This is a genomic window from Streptomyces sp. SID3343, from assembly GCF_009865215.1.
Lineage (GTDB): Bacteria > Actinomycetota > Actinomycetes > Streptomycetales > Streptomycetaceae > Embleya.
In genome coordinates, this window is the sequence record NZ_WWJX01000689.1 from 24,368 (window position 1) to 30,565 (window position 6,198).

General features: G+C 67.1%; 5 protein-coding genes. 2 read left to right on the forward strand and 3 right to left on the reverse strand.

Going from position 1 to position 6,198, the window contains the following annotated elements:
- Nucleotides 1-7 precede the first annotated feature (7 nt).
- On the reverse strand, nucleotides 8-130 hold the full coding sequence (locus tag GT354_RS54265; RefSeq protein ID WP_346012102.1) for a DUF397 domain-containing protein: 123 nt from the start codon (nucleotides 128-130) through the stop codon (nucleotides 8-10).
- The gene (locus tag GT354_RS20995) at nucleotides 87-1,016 is read right to left on the reverse strand and encodes a helix-turn-helix transcriptional regulator (RefSeq protein WP_237535292.1); all 930 of its coding nucleotides are present in this window, start codon (nucleotides 1,014-1,016) and stop codon (nucleotides 87-89) included. Before GT354_RS20995 ends, GT354_RS54265 begins: the two co-directional genes overlap by 44 nt.
- 119 nt (nucleotides 1,017-1,135) lie before the next feature.
- Here GT354_RS20995 and GT354_RS21000 point away from each other — a divergent pair, with 119 nt between their 5' ends.
- Nucleotides 1,136-1,396, forward strand: a complete 261-nt coding sequence (locus tag GT354_RS21000; RefSeq protein WP_161357889.1) for a hypothetical protein — start codon at nucleotides 1,136-1,138, stop codon at nucleotides 1,394-1,396.
- Nucleotides 1,397-1,604: 208 nt separating this feature from the next.
- On the forward strand, nucleotides 1,605-1,922 hold the full coding sequence (locus GT354_RS21005) for a hypothetical protein (RefSeq protein ID WP_161357890.1): 318 nt from the start codon (nucleotides 1,605-1,607) through the stop codon (nucleotides 1,920-1,922).
- Between the two features lie 2,973 nt (nucleotides 1,923-4,895).
- On the opposite strand, the gene GT354_RS21010 is transcribed toward GT354_RS21005, so the two are convergent.
- Nucleotides 4,896-6,198: trypsin-like peptidase domain-containing protein (locus GT354_RS21010; RefSeq protein WP_202512109.1), on the reverse strand; the 1,303-nt coding region annotated here is incomplete at its 5' end.

Below are 6,198 nucleotides of genomic sequence, written 5' to 3' on the forward strand. Positions count from 1 at the left end.
AGTTGCGCTAAACGCTCAGCGCCGCCGTAAGGACTCGCCACGAGGCCGCCGGGACGGACAGGTGACCGAGGGCGGGAACCTTGCTGTCACGCACCGGAACGAGGGCCGGGAGGCCGCCGGCCGCCTCCACGCAATTGCCCCCTTCTTGGTTGCTGTAGCTGGACTTGCGCCAGGCGTAGCCGTTGCTTACGGCCTTGATCGTCACGGCTGTTGCCTCCCCATACGTCACGAATCATGTCGAGTGACACCCGCGACGGAAGCGCAGATGCTCGCAGGTGATCGTAGGTCATGGCGTACGCCTTGACCTCTTCCGGATCTTCCATGAGCCGCCCATCGTGCGCACCTTCTGTGTAAGCGACTTCGCGCCCGTCCGGCATCGTCAGGAGAGTCAGCGAACCCCCCATCGATGGGTGTTCCCCCTCTGCGAACAACAGCACCTGCACTGTGACGTTTTCGCACGCCAGTATCCGTGTCATCTGTTCCCGCATGACCGCGCGGCCCCCTACAGGGCGCCGGATCACTGCTTCGTCCAGCACGACCGTGTATGCAGGCGCATTCGGGCTCGCGAACAGCTCTTGTCGGTCGATTCGCAGATGTACTCGTTCTTCTAGCTGTGCCTCACTGCGCAGACTGTGTCCAGTTCGCAGCGTCGCTCGCGCGTAGTCCGGTGTTTGCAGAAGTCCGGGCACGGCATGTGCCGCGTACTCCCGAATGCCAATGGCAATAGCGCTGTACCGAATAAAGAGCTGCAACCAATCGGGATACCTCACCCGATCGAGGTGCACCCATAAGTAGTTCAGCAGGTCATCAGCGCCCAGCAGCGCATCTAATTGTGCAGCCATTTGCCGTGTGACCGGACTCCCCGACGCGCGCTCAATCTGCGTGATGCGCGATGGATCAGTGTGGACCATCTGGGCCAACTGGGCTTGCGTGAGCCCTCGTGCTTCACGAAGTCGGCGCACCCGGTTGCCGAACAGTTTTGCGACCGACTCAGTGGGATCGATTGGCGGGACCAAGATCATCCTTCCTGATTTCTGTGGAAGTAAGGAACGACCGCCTTTCGACCGTACGCCGCGCGACCGATGCTGTCAGGGAGTGGCCGAATCAGCACCTACGGCAACCGGAAGGTAGCGCCATGCCTAAGCACCTGTTCCCCCTCGTCCAGCAGTGGACTGGAGACGAGGTTGACGAACTCATACGGCGCGTCGACACGGTCCTTGTCCGGGACGAACGCAGTGGGTTGGAAGGTCAGTTGCTCGCTCGCGACGGGCAGCGCGTGACCTTGGCAAAGGGTGTGAGCACCTTCCGGTTCCGTTTGGACGACCTTCGGGTGCTCGTCTACGTCGACGAGGCGCCGCAGGAAGGGGACGCGGATGTCGACGTTCCGCGAGGGTGACTACGTGGAGCCGATCGACCCGGCCGCGCAACAGGTCCGGCGTCCGGGTCAAATCCTCATGGCTCAGCCGCTTCCCAATACCGGCCAACGGCTCACGGTGCAGCCGTTCGACGGAGGCGTCATGTGGACCATGCCGGCCGACAGAGTTCAGCCCGCAGAGCGGCCGGCTCCGACTCAGTGAGAGGCAAGCGCAGTGTGGCGAGAGTTCGTGCCGACCATCACCTACGGGGACGGCACCATACGCGATGGTGACCCGGTCGTGTGGTTAGACGAGCGGGGTATCCCGCAGGAAGCCGACGAGGAGCACCCTCACGGGGTCCTGATCGGCCGCACAGCGGACGAGCCACCGCGAGCCATCGTCCGGCCTCACACGGCGCACGACAGCTCGGGAGCGATCAAGGAGTGGCGCGCGCCCTTCGACCGAATCGAGCTTGACGCGTTCCGCAAGAAGGCCGCCGCCATCATCCGTCGCGCGCGCACGCACTACTGCCCGGATGGCGTGATCGTGCACACCTACCGGGAGTAGCCGACCTCAGCGACCCCCAACGTCACACCTACGAACTTCCGTACGGCCGTTGGTCGTTGAACCGATCGGCGGTACGGCACTGATCGGCCCCGATGCGTGATGAGGAAGGCGCGCATCGGGGCTGCACAACAGGCGCCACTGATCGGCGCCGCACGTGTGGAAAGTCCGCAACCGGTGACAGGAGGCAGTGATGAGGTGTCCGGACTGTGGAGGGAAGGCAGAACTCAAGAACGGGACATGGACGTGCAGCAGTGGGTGCGGCTGGATTCTCACTGAGAACATCTCGCCCGCAAGCGTGACCTTGCTTGTCGCGTTCGCGTGCTTGTCCTTGTGCGTCCCGAGTGTGCGCCGACAAGGCGCCGGGGCACACTAGGGAACATGAGTGGTGAACCCGAGGTGGTTCGGTCGCCCCGTGTGACCCGTGTGGGTCATTCAGTGCCCGAGCCCTACTACACGTCGCACCGGTGCCCCAGGTGCGGATCACAGGTGGACGGGCTCCACGGGCGTTGGGCATGCGGACGCTGTGGGGAGTGCTCTCCGTACAAGGACCCGCCCGGCGGTTGGCGCGCGGACCCTGGTTACGACGAGCCCCCGAAGCAGCTACCCAAGCGCATCCGCAAGAAGTAGGCACCACCAGCCCCGATCGGAGCCCATCCGGTCGGGGCTGTGTGCTGTGCTGCTCGCGTGCAGAGTTTCTGTACCGGATCAAGGGGCGCCCCAGGGGGCGCCCGGCCGGCCCACGTGCCCGGCACCGGCTCGCCTTAGCCTTCGGCACGGCGGGCCGGACCGGGCAAGGAGCCGGCCACGTCACAGACTCGCATGCGGACAGCATCAGGAGACCGGGGCAAAAACCGGGTAGCGGGGTGATCTCAGGTGGGACGAGACTGCGCGCTGATCTCGGGTGCGCCACCGAGGCCGCCGTCTTTGCTGACCGGCGTTCGGTCGAGTCCCACAGAACAAACAAGGGCCGCGCGTCGAGCTGGTCATGCATGGGGCTGACCCACCGAGAGCCACGGCGCCGCATCGCCAGCTTCCAGCAGCATCCGCCGGACCCGAGCCGCATCGTCCTTGTACTCCTGACCCACGACGACCCACCGAAGCACCTCCAGATTCTCAGAGGTCCCCGCGGATTGGTTGTGCTCTCTCCGAACGGCCCGCAGCTCCCGGAAGGTGAGGCCCGACCACCCCGGACGCGCAAGCACCGCAGGACGCGGCCGAGTCCAACGCATCTTGCACGGACGAGCCGGCACCGCAGCCCGCCCCTTGGTCAACCCCCGACCGTCCTTACGTACGCGTGGCAGCACCACAGGTCGTTCCTTCGTCCAGCGCACCGGCCCCGAGTGCGGACGCGCCGGCACAGAATCACGACCGCGACCAGGACGTGACTGTGTCAGCACGTGACCCCGGAAACCCCATCCTTTGTGCGCACGGCCCGTACACGACCGGCCGCCCGAACAGTTTGCCGAGCACTGCAAGTCCATGGCCGCGCCTTCGGCCAGGCGGTGATGCAGCCGAGCCGGCGCCGTCTTCTCAGTCTTGGGCAGGTCCGCGCCGAGGTCTTTCGCGGCGTACGTCGTGAGCTTCCCGAGGTAGCCGGCCACGACCCGGGCATGGGACCGACCGCGCCGAGTCGGATCGACGTATCGCACGTCCACTTGAGGCCCCCAGGAGAGCGACACGGCCTCACCGGTCGAGTGGTCAACGACGTCGCTCCGTACGGCCGTTGCAGCCGCAGCCAGGGCCGCGCAGAAGGTGTCCACGTCCGCCGGCACGGAGGGCAGCCGCAGGAGACAGTGAAAGTGGATCGCGCCGCGTGCCTGCCACTCCCGAACCACGAGGTAATCAGGCCGATCCCCGAGGAGTCGCGACCACCGTTGAAGCGTCGTGTGCCACAGCCGGCCACTGTGCAGGTTGAACAGCGTCTGTCGGTCGTAGTCGTACGTGCGCATGTCCACAGGCACGCCACGCAGCGAATCGCCCACCAGATGATGCGCGCCGCACCGGCACCGCCGAGGACTACGACGTTGACCAGGACGTGCTTTGGTGCCAGCTTTGGGCACGTGATGGACCGCGCCGAAGCTGGGAGCCGTCAGCGTCACGAAGACGAACACGGCCGAGGGGTCGACGTTGAGCGCGCCCGTCCGGATCAGCCGGGACGCGTCGCCCTTGTACAGCTTGGAGCAAGACGGGCATTCGGAGGCCCGCCGGTTGCCGCAGCGAATCGGCACGGTTCGTGTGGTGCCGTCCGCGAGCAGGCCCATGGCGGTCAAGGGTCGTTGGCAGGCGAAGTCCTCAACCGCCCGCCCCGCCGCCGCCCGACGCTGCGCAAGCGCGTCGGATTCCTTTTCCCAGTCAGCTTGACCGAAGCCACCAGGCCGGCCACCCTCGGGAGGTGACGACGCGGTGACAGGGGATGGGTGCAACATTCCTCGGCTCCGTAACGAGCCGCCGCCGCTGTAACGGGGTCGGCTCAGTCGTACGAAGACGAGGTCAGAACGGGCCGGATACTGGCCGCAGATTGGCCGCAAGACCCCCAGCGACGTCGGGAAACGCCGCGAAGTGACGCGAGATCAGCGATCACTCAAAGGGGGTCGCGGGGAAGGCTCGAAACGACCGTGACCAGCACCGGAAGGGGTTCCAGTGCTGGTCACGGGTGGGGCTTCTAAGGGGAGTCCTCACGGGCCCGGCTTGACCGGCCCACGGTTTTCAAGACTGCCGCCATCGGCCACTAGGCGAGTCCTCCAGTGCCGCAGCCGGTGTCGGTTGCGGGCGGCATCAGTCTCTCACGAGCGATGTCGCGGATCACTGGGGATTCGGTACCGACACGTGTTCGTGTGCGACGGCCGCGGTCGGTCGGGCCGGTCGCGGGTGGTGGCTCCTCCGGGCGAGCCGACGAATTCCGTGACGGACAACCGGTCGGTGTCGGTCGGTCGGTGAGTCGGACCCGCTGGAGGAGCCGTCACATGCCGGCTGTCAGTTGTCGCCGTCGCGCTGGCCCAAGGTGACGTCCGTGGTGGCTTCCTTGCCGTCGCGTTGGTAGGTGACCTTGACCTTGTCGCCGGGGCGGTGGCTCCAGATCTCGCTGAACAGGTCTTCGTAGGCGCCGATCGAGCGGTCGCCGAGCTTGGTGATCACGTCGCCGGCCTTCAGGCCCGCCTTGGCGGCCGGGCCGTCGGGGGTGACCGGGGTCTGGCCGTTGGTGGACTGGGCCAGGATCTGCGCGCCGGCTCCCGTGTAGCGCGAGTCGGGCAGGATGCCCATCTGCGCGTAGACCGGCTTGCCGGTTTTGATCAGAGTGTCCGCGACCCACTTGGCCTGGTTGATCGGGATCGCGAAGCCCAGGCCGATGCTGCCCGACTCCTGCTGCTGGCCGCCGAACGGCGACTGGCCGCCGCTGTTGGGTACCGAGCGGATCGCCGAGTTGATTCCGATCACCTGGCCGTCTGCGTTCAGCAGCGGGCCGCCGGAATTGCCCGGGTTGATCGACGCGTCGGTCTGGAGCGCGTTCATGTAGGAGACGGACTGCTCGTCGCCGGAGGCCACCGGGCGGTCCTTGGCGCTGACGATGCCCGTGGTCACGGTGCTGTCGAGGCCGAACGGAGCGCCGATCGCGACGACCGGGTCGCCGACCGCGACCTTGTCCGTGTCGCCCAGCGTCAGCGGCTGCGCGGTGGCCGGCATGTTGTCGACCTTGACGACCGCGAGGTCGTAGCCCTGGGCGCGGCCGACAATCTTGCCCGGCAGCGTCTTGCCGTCGGAGAACGTCACCGTCAACTCGCCGCCGTCGGCCGCCAGCGAGACCACGTGGTTGTTGGTGAGGATGTGGCCTTCCTTGTCGAACACGAAGCCCGCGCCCGTGCCCGTCTGGCTGCCCTGGCCGGAGCCGCCCTTCTTGGTCTTGATCGTCACCGTGCTCGGCACGGCCGCCTTCGCGATGCCCGCCACGCTCGTGGGCGAGCGGTTGAGCGAGGCCGGGTCGACCGGCGGCGAGGCCGAGTTGACCCCGACCGAGGCCGGCTTGTCGTCGCGGTCCACGATCCACGCGCCCACACCGCCGCCGACACCGCCCGCGAGCAGCGCGGCCACCACGGCCGCGACCACGATCGACGACGGGCGACGCTTCGGCTTGGGCGCGGGAACGTAGCCCGGGTAACCCGGGTAGCCCGGGTACGCACCTGTGTGGCCGTACGGCGGCACCGCGCCGGCGCCCCCCGCACCCGGCTGAGCACCCGGCGCGGCGAATGCCGCGGGCACCTCGGCCGACGGTCCGCCGACG

Excerpts from the sequence above, each read along its gene's own strand:
- GT354_RS21000 (WP_161357889.1), top strand. The coding sequence starts at position 1,136 with ATGCCTAAGCACCTGTTCCCCCTCGTCCAGCAGTGGACTGGAGACGAG.